Source organism: Terrilactibacillus tamarindi (genome assembly GCF_009718825.1).
GTDB classification, from domain to species: Bacteria; Bacillota; Bacilli; order Bacillales; family Sporolactobacillaceae; genus Terrilactibacillus; species Terrilactibacillus tamarindi.
The window spans coordinates 134,440-149,341 of the sequence record NZ_WNHB01000005.1 but is presented as its reverse complement, the minus strand read 5'-3'; the positions used below and the strand labels follow the sequence as shown (position 1 = coordinate 149,341).

The window sequence follows — 14,902 nt, the reverse complement described above, 5'->3', positions numbered from 1 at the left end:
AAAACAGTATAACACAGACAAATCAAAAAAATTTTTTTATAATACTTGAAAAAAGAAATAATTTTTTGTATAATGAAAGCGTTATCAATACTAAATCTAGAATGAGGTGTGTAACCATGAATATTGGATTTATCGGATTAGGAAAAATGGGAGCCAATATGGTTGAAAATATTATAGAACATGGTCATGAAGTGATGGTTTATGATAAATATGTGTCTCCGTCTTTAGAACTCAAAGAAAAAGGAGCCGTTCAGGCATCGAGCCTACACGATTTGGTCAATAAATTACCTAAACCAAGAAAAATATGGGTTATGGTCCCAGTTGGTGAACCTATCAAGGAAGTATTAAACGAATTACTAGAAATATGTGAACCTGACGATGTCGTTATTGATGGCGGCAATTCAAATTATAAATTATCGATGGCTTGGTCAGCGCGTTTTAGAGAGGCAGGAATTCATTTTTTGGATGTCGGGACATCAGGTGGGATGTCAGGTGCTAGACATGGGGCATGTTTTATGATTGGTGGAAATGAAAATGCTTTCAAATCTGTTGAGAAAGTATTCCAAGACATTGCCATTCAAGATGGTTATTTATATACAGGTCCTTCAGGAAGTGGCCACTTCTTAAAAATGGTGCACAACGGAATTGAATATGGAATGATGCAAGCCATTGCAGAAGGTTTTGAGGTTGTTGAAAAAAGTTCATTTAATTATGATTTAGAGGCTGTTTCTCACGTTTGGAATCATGGCTCAGTCATTCGTTGTTGGTTAATGGAATTAATTGAATCTGCCTTCGGTAAAGACCCAAATTTAGACGGTATTAAAGGGATTATGGCTTCTTCTGGAGAAGGAAAATGGACTGTGGAAACGGCTCTTGACTTACAAGTTCCTACCCCTGTCATCGCTTTGTCTTTAATGATGCGTTATCGTTCATTAGAAACGGATACATTTACTGGGAAAGTCGTTGCTGCTCTTCGTAATGAGTTTGGCGGACATGCAGTTGAACATGATGCCTAGGTTCAAATATTAGTAGATTAAGAGTCTACACCAAAGGAGGAAGAAATCATGCCCATAGTTATCGTTGCTATTGGAGTCTTGTTACTTCTGTTTCTCATTGTCAAATTTAAAATGAATACGTTTATTTCACTCGTAATCGTATCGATATTGGTCGGTTTAGGCTTAGGTATGGATTTGACTAAAATTGTGACGACAGTTGAAACTGGGATTGGCGGTCAATTAGGTCACTTAGCTCTCGTTTTTGGCTTTGGAGCAATGCTTGGCAAACTCGTTGCCGATGCGGGTGGAGCTTACCGTATCGCAACCACTTTAATTAACAAATTCGGTCGTAAAAAAATACAAATTGCCGTCGTCATTGCTTCTTTTATTATCGGTATAGCCTTGTTTTTCGAAGTTGGGCTCGTCTTATTAATTCCTATTATCTTTGCTATTGCAACTGAACTTGGTATGTCGATTCTTTATCTTGGTTTACCGATGGTTGCAGCCCTTTCCGTCACTCATGGTTTTTTGCCACCACACCCTGCTCCAACTGCGATTACAGCCGCATTTGATGCGAATATTGGTCAAGTACTTTTGCTTGGACTCATTATTTCGATTCCAACAACAATCGTTGCAGGTCCATTATTTAGTAAAGTAGCCGTTAAATTGATGCCAAATGCTTTCCAGCGCAGAGGGAATATTAAAGCCTTAGGCGAACAAAAAACATTTAATATTGAAGAAACACCTGGATTTGCTATTAGCACCCTTACATCTTTATTTCCTGTCATCTTAATGGCATTATCTACCATCATCTCATTAGTTGTTCAAGGAGATTCTGAATTTAAAAGGATTATTGAATTCATCGGTGCCCCTGGTACAGCTATGTTAATTTCGTTATTAATTGCGATTTATACGATGGGATATGCGAGAAAGATCCCAATGAATAAAATCATGGATTCGGTGTCTGAATCGATCTCCCAGATTGCAATGATGCTCTTAATTATTGGTGGGGGCGGAGCATTCAAACAAGTTCTTATAGATGGCGGTGTAGGTGATTATGTGGCTAAGTTATTTACCGATACAAATATGTCACCCTTATTGCTAGCATGGCTGATTGCAGCCATATTGAGAATTTGTTTAGGTTCTGCAACCGTAGCCGCCTTAACAACGGCCGGTCTCGTTGCTCCATTGATGGCCGCTGGATCGGTTAATCCAGCCTTAATGGTGCTTGCGACAGGTGCGGGTAGCTTAATTGCTTCCCATGTAAATGATGCGGGCTTCTGGATGTTTAAAGAATACTTTAATCTAAGCTTAAAAGAAACCTTCCAAACATGGACTCTATTGGAAACCCTTATTTCAATCATGGGACTTGTTTGTGTTCTCATCCTCGGTATGTTTATCTAAAATTGTAAGCGTAAACAAATTCAAAACAGTAAGAGAACAACGAAACTTGTTGTTCTCTTTTATTTTCTCTTAGTATGATGAAATTATACATGTTATAATAACATCTTGTCCGAGTTAGTTTTCATTTTTGTTATCTTCACGTTATTTTGTATTTAATCCATGATCTAGTTTTGTCGAAATTTGTTCATGCTTCAAAGGTTTAGATGATTGATTTCGACCAAATATACGATATAATGTCAATATAATGTCTTTATATAGTATATTCTCCCCACCGTTATACTACATATTGTATTCTATTTATTTTCTCCATCAAATATGTTTTTCTAAAATCTCATGATAGACAAGATACTTTTTTACCATGATTTAAAAAAGGAGCGTGATCTAATGACCACACTGCAATCAACGAAATGTCAGATTAACATCGATAAATTAAATAAAGATATTGATCTTTTTCCTCAAGTAGCTAAAATTACAAACGATATGAATACCACCTATAAAGGTGTATCAAGGCTTGTCATGTTAGATCGTTATTCATTCAAAGATACAGCAAAAACAACGCTAGCTGAAGGCGATTTTGTTGTTCTTACTATAAAGGAAGATCCTAAATTTCCGGCAAGAGGAACAGGGTTTGTATTAGACCTTGACTATAATAAACGACTTGCAACTGTTCAAATTGAAGATGAGTTTAGAGGCATACTCGAACATGAAGCCGCTAAAAACGGAATTATTAAAACGAGTATTGACGTGCTAGATAAACCTTTAGAAATTTATTATGAACAAATCGCCCTTCGTAATGCCAAAGGGCTTGCAGGTGTTGAAAAAACACCTGAAAAACAAAAAGAGTGGGAAGAAAAATTTTATAAAGAACTCGTCTCTCTTAACTTTGTGCCAGCCGGACGTGTCATCTACGGTGCTGGGGCAAATACTCAAACCACATTCTTTAATTGTTATGTCATGCCTTATGTGGAAGACAGCCGCGAAGGTATTTCAGAACATCGTAAGAAAGTGATGGAGATTATGTCTAGAGGCGGCGGTGTTGGGACAAACGGAAGTACATTGCGTCCTAGACATGCCCTCGCTAAAGGGGTTAACGGTAAATCATCTGGCTCTGTCTCATGGTTAAATGATATTGCTCAATTGACTCATCTCGTTGAACAAGGAGGAAGCCGTAGGGGTGCCCAAATGATCATGCTTCAATCTGATCATCCTGATATTGTTGAATTTATTATCTCCAAAATGCAAAATCCACGTATTTTAAGATATTTAATCGAAAATACACAGGATGAACAAATTAAAAAGCTAGCAAAAGATAAATTAAAATTTACACCTCTAACTGAGATAGAGCAAAATATGTATCAAGGGATCGTCAATTTTAAAGATATCGAGGGACATGGCGGTTTCAGTGAGAGTGCTATTAATGATGCTGAACAAAAATTAAGAGACGGCGGAACATATAGTGTTCATCAGCCTGATTTCCTTTCTGGTGCGAATATTAGTGTTTGTATCACGAACGATTTTATGGAAGCTGTCAAGAACGATGAAGACTATGAACTTCGTTTTCCTGATATTGACCATTATTCAGACAAAGAGAAAAACGACTACAATACTCACTGGCATGAAGTCGGTGATGTTCGCGAATGGGAAAAACTTGGGTACAAAGTTCGCGTTTATCGAAAAATAAAAGCGAGAGAATTATGGAATTTGATTAATATTTGTGCTACTTATTCTGCAGAGCCTGGTATTTTCTTTATTGATAATGCCAATAACGATACCAATGCAAAAGCCTATGGACAAAAAGTTGTAGCAACGAACCCATGTGGTGAACAACCTCTCGCTCCGTATTCTGTATGTAACCTAGGTGCCATAAACTTGGCTAATGTAGCTAATAAACAAGACAAAGTAGTTGATTTTGATAAATTGCGTCAAATTGTTGAAGTTGCTGTTCGGATGCAAGATAACGTTATTGATGCAACGCCTTATTTCTTAGAAGAAAATAAAAAGCAAGCCCTCGGAGAACGTCGAATCGGTCTTGGTGTCATGGGGCTTCATGATCTGCTTATTTACTGCGAACAAAAATACGGTTCTAAAGAAGGAAATGCATTAGTTGATCAAATTTTTGAAGTTATGGCTGTTACCGCTTATCGTACAAGTATTCAAATTGCCAAAGAGAAAGGAAGTTTCCCTTTCTTAACAGGTCAAACTGAAGAAGAAACGAACAAACTAAGAAAAGCTTTTATTCAAACAGGCTATATGAAAAAAATGCCTAAAGACATTCATGAGGCTATTCTAGAGAGCGGAATTCGCAACTCTCATTTGTTAACCGTTGCACCAACGGGAAGCACAGGTACAATGGTTGGTGTCTCTACAGGACTCGAGCCTTACTTCTCCTTCTCCTACTTTAGAAGCGGAAGACTTGGTAAGTTCATTGAAGTCAATGCGGATATCGTTCAAGAATATCTTGATCAAAACCCAGATGTCGATCGTCACAACTTGCCGGATTGGTTCGTATCTGCCATGGAACTTCCACCTGAGGCACACGCAGATACACAATGTGTTATCCAACGTTGGGTAGATAGTTCGATAAGTAAAACGGTCAATGCCCCGCGCGGTTATTCCGTTGAACAAGTTCAACAGGTTTATGAACGTCTCTATAATGGAAAAGCTAAAGGCGGTACAGTATATGTTGATGGGAGCCGCGACGCACAAGTTCTTACCCTTAAAAGTGAAGAAAGTGCAGGAGAACAAACTGAACTGGACTTGACATTCGGTGATCATGACGATAAACCTAAAGTCTATTTGGTTGATACGATTACAGAATTAGAATCAACCAATGTCACAATTGGCAGTGAAGTTGGTAACACATGTCCTGTATGTAGACAAGGGGAAGTTCGTGATATTGGCGGTTGCAATACTTGTGATAACTGTGGTGCCCAATTAAAATGTGGGTTGTAATTTTAATACAAAAGCTTGAGGGATCCCCTCAAGCTTTTTTTATATCTTGAATATTTAATTACACCAATTGAAGAACTAAAGTGAACTCCTTTTCGGGAAGACTCATTTTGGTTCTTTGTTCTTCATGTTTTATTTATAGGATATTAATCTCTTTTTCATTTGTTACTGACTCTGCGATTTTTTGATCAAATGGTTTTTTCCAGAAACCAAGAATGAGTCCAGATACAACGGCTCCAATCGCAATCGAAACAAGGAATAATAAAGCGTGATTAGCAAGGAAGATGACAAAGATACCACCATGCGGTGCAGGAACATTAATATGCCACAATTGAGTTAATCCACCAGCAATCGCGGAACCGATGACGTTCGCACCAATAATTCTCATAGGATCTGAGGCTGCGAATGGAATCGCCCCTTCTGTGATAAAAGATAAACCTAAAACATAGTTCGTAATCCCTGCTTTTTGTTCACTTTCAGTAAATTTATTTTTAAATAGTGTTGTAGCAAGAGCAATTGAGAGTGGTGGAACCATTCCTCCAGCCATAACAGCTGCCATCATTAAACCATTTGTGTTTCCACTACTTGTAAAGACACCGATTGCAAACGTATAAGCTGCTTTATTAACCGGTCCACCCATATCAACTGACATCATTCCACCAAGAACTAGGCCTAAAATAACGGCATTTCCTGTTCCTAAATTGTTAAGAACATTTACAAGTTCTGTATTGACCCAATTGAATATTGGGTCTGCAATGTAATACATTAAGCTACCTGTTATCAAAAGGCCGAGAACTGGAAAGATCAAGACAGGTTTCAAACCATCCAAAGACTTTGGTAAATTAGTAAAGACTTTTTTGAGAAAAAGGATGATCCAACCTGCTAAGAAACCAGCAGCCAGCCCACCAAGGAATCCAGCATTAGAGTTTGCAGCTAAAAGTCCACCTACCATACCAGGCATAAGTGCTGGTCTGTCACCAATACTATAAGCGATATATCCAGCTAAAATCGGTATAAGAAAATGAAACGCTCCGGTTCCCCCAGCAATGGTACTTAGCATTTTGAAGATGGAATTGTTTTGTCCTAGTGTATTTTCAAGTAGGAAAGAAACCGCTAGTAATATACCACCACCGACGACAAAAGGTAGCATATGAGAAATCCCGTTCATTAAATCTTTGTATATTTTACCCCAAACAGAAACTTTATGATCATTTGCTTCTGAGTCATCTGAACCACCTTCAGCATGATACGTCGGTGCTTTTTTGTCTAATACTTTTTGAATGAGCTCTTCTGGTTTACGAATACCACTACTTACAGCTGTTTGTAATACTTTCTTGCCATCAAATCTGGCCATTTCAACTTTTTTATCCGCAGCGACAATGACGCCTACAGCCTGTGCGATTTCAGCATTCGTTAATCGATTTTTTACACCTTCTGAACCATCCGTCTCAACACGTATAGCAACACCCATTTCCTCTGCTTTTTTCTTTAAAGCATCTTCTGCCATATAAGTATGAGCAATACCCGTTGGACAAGCCGTAACGGCAACAATGAATGGTTTATTCCCCCGATTATCATCGACTTTCGTTTCTTCTCTTTCTTTTTCAGCTTGTTTATGATCAAATAGGCGTACAACATCAGCTGGTGTCTTAGCATTTTTTACTTGTTCAACAAAAGGTTGATCAATCAATAATCTGGATAAGGCGGCTAATGTTTGTAGATGAACATTAGCGGCACCTTCTGGAGCAGCAATCATAAAGAATAAGTGTGATGGCTGACCATCAAGAGCCTCGTAATCAACGCCCTTTCTACTCCGTCCAAAAACCACGGTTGCTTCATTAACAGCTTTTGTTTTTGCATGTGGCATCGCAATGCCATCACCAATCCCCGTACTTGACTCTAATTCACGTTTTAATATCATGTCTTTAAACAACGCAGGATCGTTAATTCGGCCTTGATTATTTAAACTTGCGATAAGTTCATCAATAGCTTCTTCTTTCGTTGATGCTTTCATATCCATAATCATCACACTAGGTATCATTAAATCTGTGATTTTCATTATGAAGACTCCCTTCAATATGGTATATAAATAGTCACGCAACCTCAAGGTAAGCGGTTACATTTTTTGGGTGATTTTCCCTATCAATTAGATTCGATCACCGTTGTTTCTTTTAGTATCATGTCTTTAACCGCTCGAGGTAACTCATTTGTAATAATAGATGCTTTAGAGAGATCAAACATTTTACTAAAGGATACTTCTGTAAATTTACTACTATCAGCAAGAATGTAAGATTTTAAGGCAAGTTCTTGTGCCCGTCGTTTAATCATGGCTTCTTCTGGATCTGGTGTTGTATAACCCATATCTATGTCAATGCCATTAACACCTATAAAGGCTCGATCAAACCTAAAAGTATCAAGGGCTTGAATAGCTACGCTTCCAATAAAAGCTCTTGTATTGGGCTTCATCATACCACCGATGAGATAAGTTGCCATATTTTTTTTGACTAAGGCCTCAACATGGGCGTATCCATTAGTGACAACGTTTACATTTTTTGCGTGAATATAAGGAATCATTTCTAACGTTGTTGATCCGGCATCAATATATAGACATTCGTTATCCTTGATTTGTTCTGCTGCCATTTTTGCAATGATTCTCTTTTGCTGAATGTTTTTGGATGATTTTGTTTCCATATCCTGTTCTTCACTACGTTGTTGTAATAATGCAGCTCCGCCGTGAACTCGCCTTAGTAAGCGTTGAACTTCTAACTCATGTAAATCTCGCCTGACAGTGGATTCAGAAGCATGAAGATCGTTAACTAAATCTTGTAACTTCACAATATGTTCTGCTTCAAGACGATTCAGTATGATCTTGTGTCTTTCTTCAGCCAACATATTTCTTCCCCCTCCACACTTTTATTTTACCACCAATCCATCCAAATGCAAGCGTTTTCATTCAAAAACTTTCAACTTTTTTTGTTTAGTAAACTTAATACATGAAGATATTATTTTTAAGCTAATCCGACTGAATTAATGCGGAGCATCTGAGGCTTTATATACACTTCGGTTATTGTGTTGGGGATTGTCATACGTTAGAACATGAAGTTATGTCCTCTTATTCAGATTTTTCTTAGGCCATCTAAAGGTTGGAGCCCCACTCCACTATGTAAACTATCAAATACGTTCATATTTATGTATATAAGTGCGTGTTCAAAAAGGTGACAAATTAGAAGCAAGAAGATCAAGGCGGCGCTGTTTTGAGGACCGGAATGTAGGTTTTTGCTACATGAGGACCGGAAAAACTAGCCAACGCCGAGATTCGTAGCTTATCATTTGGTGACTTTTTGAACAACCTCTATAAATAGTTTTCCTAGTTGAAGAGCAGTAGCTTTCTCTCCTTCAATGCCTTTTTCTCTTAATGTTTTTTAACATTAGAATAAATGGATCAAAAAGCAACCATAATATAACTTAAGTTAGATAAAGGACTTTATTCCACTTTCGGTTTTTGATCGCCTTAGACCCTTCATGCCAAGCAAAGCATATGATTTCCAACCATGCCACTTTATTTGTATAATTAATATCACTATTTTTTTAAAGGAATGAATAGATATGGAACTAAAACTTTCAGACAAACTTGTCCTTGTGACAGGATCAACAGCAGGAATTGGAAAAGCCACAGCAAAAGCTTTTCTAGAAGAAGGTGCCTCTGTTATCATCAATGGCCGATCAAATGATAAAGTACAGGCTGTTAAAGAGGAATTATCCAATTATGGAAACGTTCACGGGATTGCAGCAGATCTTGCTGACGTTCAAGAATCCAAAAAATTGATTGAGCAAATAAATGAGATAGGAAATTTAGACATACTAATTAACAACTTAGGTTTTTTTGAAGTAAAAGATTTTGCTGACGTGACGGATGAGGAATGGCTACACTATTTTGAAGTCAATGTATTAAGCGCCATTCGTTTATGTCGACATTTTTTGCCTTTGATGCTAAAAAGAGATTCCGGCAGAATCATTAATCTCTCTAGTGAAGCCGGCATTAAACCCTTGCCTCAAATGATTCCCTATTCAATGACTAAAACATCGTTAATTAGTTTATCCAGGGGTTTGGCAGAAATGACAAAAGGGACTTTTGTCACTGTCAACTCTGTCCTTCCTGGACCCACTTGGACAGAAGGGGTTGCTAACTACATGAAAGGCGCCGCTCAAGCAGAAAAACAAGATCTTGATACGTTTGTACAAAATTATTTTAAAGTTAATGAACCAACATCCCTTATACAGCGATACGCTTCGCCAGAAGAGGTCGCAAGTATCATTGTTTACCTGGCATCTGAACAGGCAGCCGCCATCAATGGTTCAGCTCAAAGAGTCGAAGGCGGTATTATTCGTTCAATCTAATCCACTTTAGTTATTTCTAAATATACTGTTTCTAAGAAGCAAAGGAATTCCCAAGAAAATGACTTCTTGGGTTTCTTTATTTTTTATGAATCTATTTTCAGATTAATTTATGCTGACTATCAAGTAATTCATCAATATCAAAATTAGGATTTATCACTAATAGCAAGTTCAATAAGTTTTGCATTTTTTTATCTAATAGAGGGTCTGTTTCAGTTGAAATATTTTTATGGTGTACTTTTAGCTTATTTAACATGATAATATCTCTCCTATTATTTTAATTTGTTATTTGCAATGTCATATTTAAAGTAATACCACATTTTAAGAAATGCCAAACACTAAGTGATTTATCGCCCTAAGACAACATTGATCGAAGCTGCTTTTTTAGTTTCAATAATAGTATATTGTTATCTATCTAATATGTGAGAATAAGGTTTATTTTGTCCTATATTCAACAGTTTATGTTTACTGAATAGTATTATTCTTCTTATTTTTTAAAAAAACAATCATATTAAATAAGACCAAAGCCATATTTATCGGCTTTGGTCTCTATGACATCCTCCATCAATTCTTTAATAGGCCAGCTTGCTTTAAATAATTTCGAGCGACCGATTCAGCTGACTTTCCTTGAACGTTCACTTCATAATTCATTTTTAGCATTTGAGTATCTGTGATTTTTCCGGCCAGTTTGTTTAAGACGGTTTTAAGTTCTGGGTATTTTTGTAAAGTACTTGTTTTGATCAAAGGAGCACCTTGGTATGGTGGAAAAAGTTGCTTATCATCTCTTAAAACAATGAGATGATTTTGTTTTATATCACTGTCTGTTGAATAAGCATCTACAAGATTAATATCTCCTTTTTTCACCGCAGCATAACGCAACTTAGGTTCCATCGTTTTTACATCGGAAAAATGAAGGCCATAGGTTTTTTGTATTCCTTTATACCCATCCGATCGATCCGTAAATTCTAATGTAAAACCTGGTTTTATACTAGATTCAACCTTTTTTAAATCAGATATGGTCTTAATTTGATACATATCAGCCATTTTCCCAGGAATAGCTAAGGCATACGTATCACTAAATTGCATTGGTTTAAGCAACGTCATATGATATTTTTTATCCAGTCCGACCTTGGCTTGATTATAGACCTCTTCTGCACTATGACTCACCGCATGCTCTTTTAAGAATGTCTCGACAGCCGTTCCAGTGAATTCTGGATAAATGTCAATAGAATCCGATTTTAAGGCGTTAAAGACGAAGGTAGTTTTACCGAGACCTGGTTTTAGATGGACTGGAATATCGGTATCTTGCTCAATCATCAATTTGTACATATTAATTAAAATTTCAGGTTCTGAACCCAATTTCCCTGCGATCACAATGGGCTTTTGAGTAGACCCATGCATATACGGGATGACGGCAATAAAAGCGACAATAATGAAGGCGGCTGATACTGTCTGAATCGCCCGCTTGAAGGATAGCTTTTCAACCAACCTTAAGAGCCAATCAAAGAAAATGGCGAGTAACGCAGCCGGAATGGCTCCGATTAAGATTAAGGCATTATCATTTCGATCTATTCCGAGTAGAATAAGATCTCCAAGTCCGCCTGCACCTATTAATGCGCTAAGAGTAGCCGTACCGACAATGAGAACCATGGCTGTCCGAATACCTGCCATGATGACAGGCATAGCAAGAGGCAATTCAACCTTCGTTAATCGTTTATTATTGGACATCCCCATCGCGTTCGCCGCTTCAATGAGAGATGAATCAACATCACGAATTCCTGTATATGTATTTCTTAAGATTGGAAGTAGTGCATAGACGACAAGGGCTATGATGGCCGGAACAGAGCCAATGCCTACAAGTGGAATCAATAGTCCTAGTAAGGCAAGAGATGGAATCGTTTGTATTATGGCTATGATTCCAAGCACCATTTCAGCCACTTTTATGTGACGAGTAATGTAAACTCCTAGTGGTATACCTATGAAAACCGCAATCAAGAGTGCGATGAGCGACAATTGCAAGTGCTCTAAGAGAGCTTGCAAGAGTTGATCCTCTCGATCATGAAAAACGTTTAGAAAGGATGTCATGATCTCCCCTCCTTCGATTTGTTAAATAGTGCTTCAAACCTTTTTGAGAAAAAGCCCCCAATAAGCGTCCGTTACGTTCCACATATATCTCCTTATTTTCCATTAATAGAATTAGAACTTCAGTTATCAGTACATCTGACGATCGTATCAAAGCTTCATTAAGGCTTGCCTTACTTTCTATAGGTTCTAAATCGATTTGATTCAAAATGGATTCGAGAGATTTTGACAATAACGTGTCTTCTCGTTGGGTTTGTAGGATGGACTCGACAAAGTCATTCTTTGGATTTAATAGTAACTCCTCTGGCGAGTCAACTTGAATTAACTGCCCCGATTTCATGACTCCTATCCTGTCTCCTAGTTTCAAGGCTTCTTTCATATCATGAGTAATAAAAACAATGGTTTTTTGAATTTTATTTTTCAATTGTAGTAGATCGTCTTGTAGTTTTTCTCTACTCAAAGGATCAAGTGCACTAAATGGCTCGTCCATTAAAATAATATCAGGATCAGCGGCAAGTGCACGAAGCACGCCGACTCTTTGCTGCTCTCCACCAGATAATTCCTTTGGTTTACGATCCCGATAAACGCTTGGATCCAGTCCAACCATCTCTAACAGCTCATCGATGCGTTGATTTATCTTTTCTTTTTTCCATTTCTTTAATTCCGGAACAACCGAAATGTTTTCTGCGACCGTTAGATGAGGAAATAAAGCAATTTGCTGCAGCACATACCCAATGTTCCAGCGCAGTTCATCAATATGGTAATCTAATATTGGTTTATCATTGATTTTTATTGAACCGCTCGTTAAATCAATCAGTCGATTTATAAGTTTCAAAGTGGTTGTCTTACCACACCCGCTCTCTCCAATAAAAACAAAGAACTCACCTTTTTTTATTGACAGACTTATTTCTTTTACAGCCTGAGTGCCATCAGGATAAACTTTTGTGACCTTCTCAAATCGGATCAACTGTCACCAGCTCCTAGTTTGTAATTATGTATTAGCCTATTTTAGCGTAAAAAGATCTAGAAAGCCGCTATCTTGCTTCATTTATTCGAATCCATTTAAAACTCTTATACAATCCAGTGAAACTTCTATCAGTGGGGGGGGTTCTTCATCCCCACTGATCGTAAACCTGTCTCATGCGAGCAGTTATTCCCCACCTAGGAATGCTCGTTTACACCCATTACTTTGAAGCGGGGAGCTATATAGCCGTTAATGCGGGATAAAATATATGTCTTTTACTATTTTGAACTAGATTACCAAGTGGCTTGTCAATTATTTACGTAATTGCGTAAAAAGAACACGGAATTAACGATATTAACAGAAAAATTGTACCATACCACGATTATGGCTAAAATAATGGTTAAAAGCATCTTTTATGGAGGTTGAATTCTTATGTCACAAAAACTAATTCTTGCATCAAATTCCCCTAGACGTAAGGAACTTCTTGATAAGACGGGTTTTCCTTACAAAATCGTTGTCAGTGAAATTAATGAAAAATTAAATGAAAACTTTACTCCAGAGGAAAATGTCAAATCATTAGCTGAACAAAAAGCAGAGGCCGTCAGCCTAAATTACCCAGATGCCGTGATTATCGGTGCCGATACCATGGTTTGTGTAGATAATGTTAGTCTTGGAAAGCCCAAAAACGAACAAGAAGCTAAACAAATGTTAAAACGGCTTTCCGGCCGTATTCATACTGTTATGACAGGAGTATGCATTAAATCAAATGATATCACCCTATCCTTTGTTGAAAAAACGGATGTCGCTTTTTATGATTTAACGGACGAAGAAATTAATAACTATATTTCAACTGGTGATTCTTTTGATAAAGCTGGAGCCTATGGGATTCAAGGACAAGGTGCTCTTTTCGTCAAAAGGATCAATGGTGATTTTTTCTCAGTTATGGGTTTACCTGTTGCGCGTGTCTATCGAGAACTAAAATCAATCTTGAATTAACTGATTCGTTATTGTTTGCTAACGTAAATAGTGTTTATCTGTTTGCATTTTCATTGATTAATTACCAACTTTTCTTATCATTCACCAATTAATTGATAGTGGTAATAATAATTCAATAGACGGCATATCATAAGATTTAGTACTATTTGAACGGATGGAGTTGGTGAACAAATGAAACGCAAACTAGTCATGGCTTTGAGTGGAGCTTATGTCCTTTTTATGGCCATTTTAGCCATTTACTATCACACCCAAGACCTATCATTTAAGTCCGTTATAGCCATCGGAGGCGTCATTTGCGGTGCTATCCCCCTTCTCCTTACTTTTTTTAAAAAAATACAATTTAATTTACCTATCGTCATTTCTTATCTAATATTTTTACTTGGATCGCAATTTTTAGGTTCATTAATGGGCTGGTACGGTCTCGGTTGGTGGGATACATTTATGCATGTGATTAGTGGTGTGATCCTTGCTTATACAGCCATTGCTTTGTACGAACGACTCACACATCGAAGTGCTGGACATGAAATTTCTCCTTGGCTGGTTTTTCTTTTTACGCTCTCTTTCGCTGTCTTTGGAGGCGTTGTATGGGAAATTTATGAATTTAGTACTGACCAACTCTTTGGCCAGACTCTGCAAGGCGGTGGTAACACCGACACAATGACCGATTTAATCGCTGATACCCTCGGTGGACTTGTTATTGCCACCATTGCCGGGGTAAGAACGAAGATAAAGAAGCAATAAAGTGAAGTTCACTCTCCCCCACTGATGGTTAGCTGAACCAATCGGACCTTTACGGGCAGTTGATCCCCTACCAATCTTCTTTGACTACTCAGAATCTTGAGATGGGGGCCTTTACTTGCCGTTAAGGCGGGATAAACGAAATAATTGCATTACACGACATACTGTAGTGATCATCTACTTTAATTAAAAAGATCCTATACATTTTTATTGAAGAACTTGACTGAAATTTCGTCCTTCATTGGTTGAAGGATTTTTTGCTTTTAACATCTTATTAGTCATTTTGATTCTCAAAAAATATTAAGTTTCAACATCCAGAATTCATTTAATAACGGCTTTGCATTTGCTATAATAGGGATACTTGCAGATGACAGGAGAG

The 14,902-nt window shown here is 37.5% G+C and carries 12 protein-coding genes; 7 read left to right on the top strand and 5 right to left on the bottom strand.

Annotated elements, in window-relative coordinates; all coding sequences use genetic code 11:
• The first annotated feature begins 116 nt into the window (after positions 1-116).
• The 3 genes from gnd (at position 117) to GMB86_RS04800 (ending at position 5,351) form a co-directional block, all read left to right on the top strand.
• Positions 117-1,016 carry a phosphogluconate dehydrogenase (NAD(+)-dependent, decarboxylating) gene (gene gnd, locus GMB86_RS04810; protein WP_155217357.1) on the top strand — a complete coding sequence of 300 codons (900 nt, stop codon included), beginning with the start codon at positions 117-119 and terminating at the stop codon, positions 1,014-1,016.
• A 48-nt stretch (positions 1,017-1,064) separates the two neighbouring features.
• Positions 1,065-2,399: a GntP family permease gene (locus GMB86_RS04805; RefSeq protein WP_155217355.1), complete on the top strand. Its 1,335-nt coding sequence runs from the start codon at positions 1,065-1,067 to the stop codon at positions 2,397-2,399.
• 384 nt (positions 2,400-2,783) lie between these two features.
• On the top strand, positions 2,784-5,351 hold the full coding sequence (locus GMB86_RS04800) for a vitamin B12-dependent ribonucleotide reductase (RefSeq protein WP_155217353.1): 2,568 nt from the start codon (positions 2,784-2,786) through the stop codon (positions 5,349-5,351).
• 133 nt (positions 5,352-5,484) lie between these two features.
• Here GMB86_RS04800 and GMB86_RS04795 read toward each other — a convergent pair whose 3' ends face one another.
• Both GMB86_RS04795 and GMB86_RS04790 read right to left on the bottom strand, forming a co-directional pair.
• Positions 5,485-7,407, bottom strand: coding sequence for a PTS fructose transporter subunit IIABC (locus tag GMB86_RS04795; RefSeq protein ID WP_155217351.1), 1,923 nt, complete (start codon positions 7,405-7,407; stop codon positions 5,485-5,487).
• An 83-nt stretch (positions 7,408-7,490) separates the two neighbouring features.
• Positions 7,491-8,240 carry a DeoR/GlpR family DNA-binding transcription regulator gene (locus GMB86_RS04790; protein ID WP_155217349.1) on the bottom strand — a complete coding sequence of 250 codons (750 nt, stop codon included), beginning with the start codon at positions 8,238-8,240 and terminating at the stop codon, positions 7,491-7,493.
• A gap of 307 nt (positions 8,241-8,547) precedes the next feature.
• Between GMB86_RS04790 and GMB86_RS15935 the strand changes: the two genes are divergently transcribed.
• Together GMB86_RS15935 and GMB86_RS04785 are read left to right on the top strand one after the other, a co-directional pair.
• Positions 8,548-8,670 carry a hypothetical protein gene (locus GMB86_RS15935; protein WP_268987290.1) on the top strand — a complete coding sequence of 41 codons (123 nt, stop codon included), beginning with the start codon at positions 8,548-8,550 and terminating at the stop codon, positions 8,668-8,670.
• Positions 8,671-8,954: 284 nt separating this feature from the next.
• Positions 8,955-9,746, top strand: coding sequence for an SDR family NAD(P)-dependent oxidoreductase (locus tag GMB86_RS04785; RefSeq protein WP_155217347.1), 792 nt, complete (start codon positions 8,955-8,957; stop codon positions 9,744-9,746).
• Positions 9,747-9,843: 97 nt separating this feature from the next.
• On the opposite strand, the gene GMB86_RS04780 is transcribed toward GMB86_RS04785, so the two are convergent.
• From GMB86_RS04780 to GMB86_RS04770, 3 genes are all read right to left on the bottom strand, one after another.
• A complete protein-coding gene (locus GMB86_RS04780; protein WP_155217345.1) occupies positions 9,844-9,999 on the bottom strand; it encodes a hypothetical protein in 156 nt (51 codons plus the stop codon).
• 308 nt (positions 10,000-10,307) lie between these two features.
• Entirely contained in the window at positions 10,308-11,828 is a 1,521-nt protein-coding gene (locus tag GMB86_RS04775) for an ABC transporter permease/substrate-binding protein (protein ID WP_155217343.1), read from the bottom strand.
• Complete coding sequence (locus GMB86_RS04770; RefSeq protein ID WP_155217341.1) at positions 11,800-12,792, bottom strand: ABC transporter ATP-binding protein; 993 nt, start codon at positions 12,790-12,792, stop codon at positions 11,800-11,802. Before GMB86_RS04770 ends, GMB86_RS04775 begins: the two co-directional genes overlap by 29 nt.
• Positions 12,793-13,221: 429 nt before the next feature.
• Between GMB86_RS04770 and GMB86_RS04765 the strand changes: the two genes are divergently transcribed.
• A complete protein-coding gene (locus GMB86_RS04765; RefSeq protein WP_155217339.1) occupies positions 13,222-13,785 on the top strand; it encodes a Maf family protein in 564 nt (187 codons plus the stop codon).
• A 171-nt stretch (positions 13,786-13,956) separates the two neighbouring features.
• Positions 13,957-14,526 (top strand): hypothetical protein, encoded by a 570-nt coding sequence (locus GMB86_RS04760; protein WP_155217337.1) that lies wholly within the window; start codon positions 13,957-13,959, stop codon positions 14,524-14,526.
• Positions 14,527-14,902 lie beyond the last annotated feature (376 nt).

What these genes read in the sequence shown, in the direction of transcription:
- gnd (WP_155217357.1), top strand. Translation starts at nt 117, where the DNA reads ATGAATATTGGATTTATCGGATTAGGAAAAATGGGAGCCAATATGGTT.
- GMB86_RS04785 (WP_155217347.1), top strand. Translation starts at nt 8,955, where the DNA reads ATGGAACTAAAACTTTCAGACAAACTTGTCCTTGTGACAGGATCAACA.
- GMB86_RS04760 (WP_155217337.1), top strand. Translation starts at nt 13,957, where the DNA reads ATGAAACGCAAACTAGTCATGGCTTTGAGTGGAGCTTATGTCCTTTTT.
- GMB86_RS04795 (WP_155217351.1), bottom strand. Translation starts at nt 7,407, where the DNA reads ATGAAAATCACAGATTTAATGATACCTAGTGTGATGATTATGGATATG.
- GMB86_RS04790 (WP_155217349.1), bottom strand. Translation starts at nt 8,240, where the DNA reads ATGTTGGCTGAAGAAAGACACAAGATCATACTGAATCGTCTTGAAGCA.
- GMB86_RS04800 (WP_155217353.1), top strand. Translation starts at nt 2,784, where the DNA reads ATGACCACACTGCAATCAACGAAATGTCAGATTAACATCGATAAATTA.
- GMB86_RS04775 (WP_155217343.1), bottom strand. Translation starts at nt 11,828, where the DNA reads ATGACATCCTTTCTAAACGTTTTTCATGATCGAGAGGATCAACTCTTG.
- GMB86_RS04765 (WP_155217339.1), top strand. Translation starts at nt 13,222, where the DNA reads ATGTCACAAAAACTAATTCTTGCATCAAATTCCCCTAGACGTAAGGAA.
- GMB86_RS04805 (WP_155217355.1), top strand. Translation starts at nt 1,065, where the DNA reads ATGCCCATAGTTATCGTTGCTATTGGAGTCTTGTTACTTCTGTTTCTC.
- GMB86_RS04780 (WP_155217345.1), bottom strand. Translation starts at nt 9,999, where the DNA reads ATGTTAAATAAGCTAAAAGTACACCATAAAAATATTTCAACTGAAACA.